The 517-nt window shown below is 60.9% G+C and carries 1 protein-coding gene; it reads left to right on the forward strand.

Going from position 1 to position 517, the window contains the following annotated elements:
- Nucleotides 1-2 precede the first annotated feature (2 nt).
- Nucleotides 3-517: type VI secretion system tip protein TssI/VgrG (tssI, locus tag ACB037_RS21305; protein ID WP_371175905.1), on the forward strand; the 515-nt coding region annotated here is incomplete at its 3' end.

The raw sequence follows: 517 nt of genomic DNA on the forward strand, positions 1-517 counted from the left end.
TCATGGCAGACAGCACAGGATTACAATTCACCGTCAAGGTAGGGGCTCTGCCCGAGAGCACCTTTGTGGTGGCCGAGTTTGCGCTGGATGAAGCGCTCAACCGGCCGTTCAACCTGCGCCTTGAGCTGGCCAGTGCCCAGCCCGACATCGACGTTGGCGCCGTGCTGGACCAGCCCTGCGAGCTGCTGGTCTGGTACAACGGCGAGCTGCAGCGCCGGGTGTGCGGGGTGGTCAGTGACTTCGCGCAGGGTGACAGCGGTTTTCGCCGCACCCGCTATCAGCTCATGGTGCAGCCGGCCCTGTGGCGGCTGTCACTTCGCCACAACTCCCGCATCTTCCAGGCACAAAAGCCCGATGAAATCCTCAGCATTCTTTTGCAAGAGCACGGCATCACCGATTACGCCTTTGCCCTCAAAAACGAGCACGCCAAGCGGGAATACTGCGTTCAGTACCGGGAAACCGACCTCGATTTCGTGAACCGCCTCGCCGCCGAAGAGGGGATGTTCTACTTCCACGA

The sequence above is a fragment of the Aeromonas sp. S19(2024) genome (genome assembly GCF_041402625.1).
GTDB classification, from domain to species: domain Bacteria; phylum Pseudomonadota; class Gammaproteobacteria; order Enterobacterales; family Aeromonadaceae; genus Aeromonas; species Aeromonas caviae.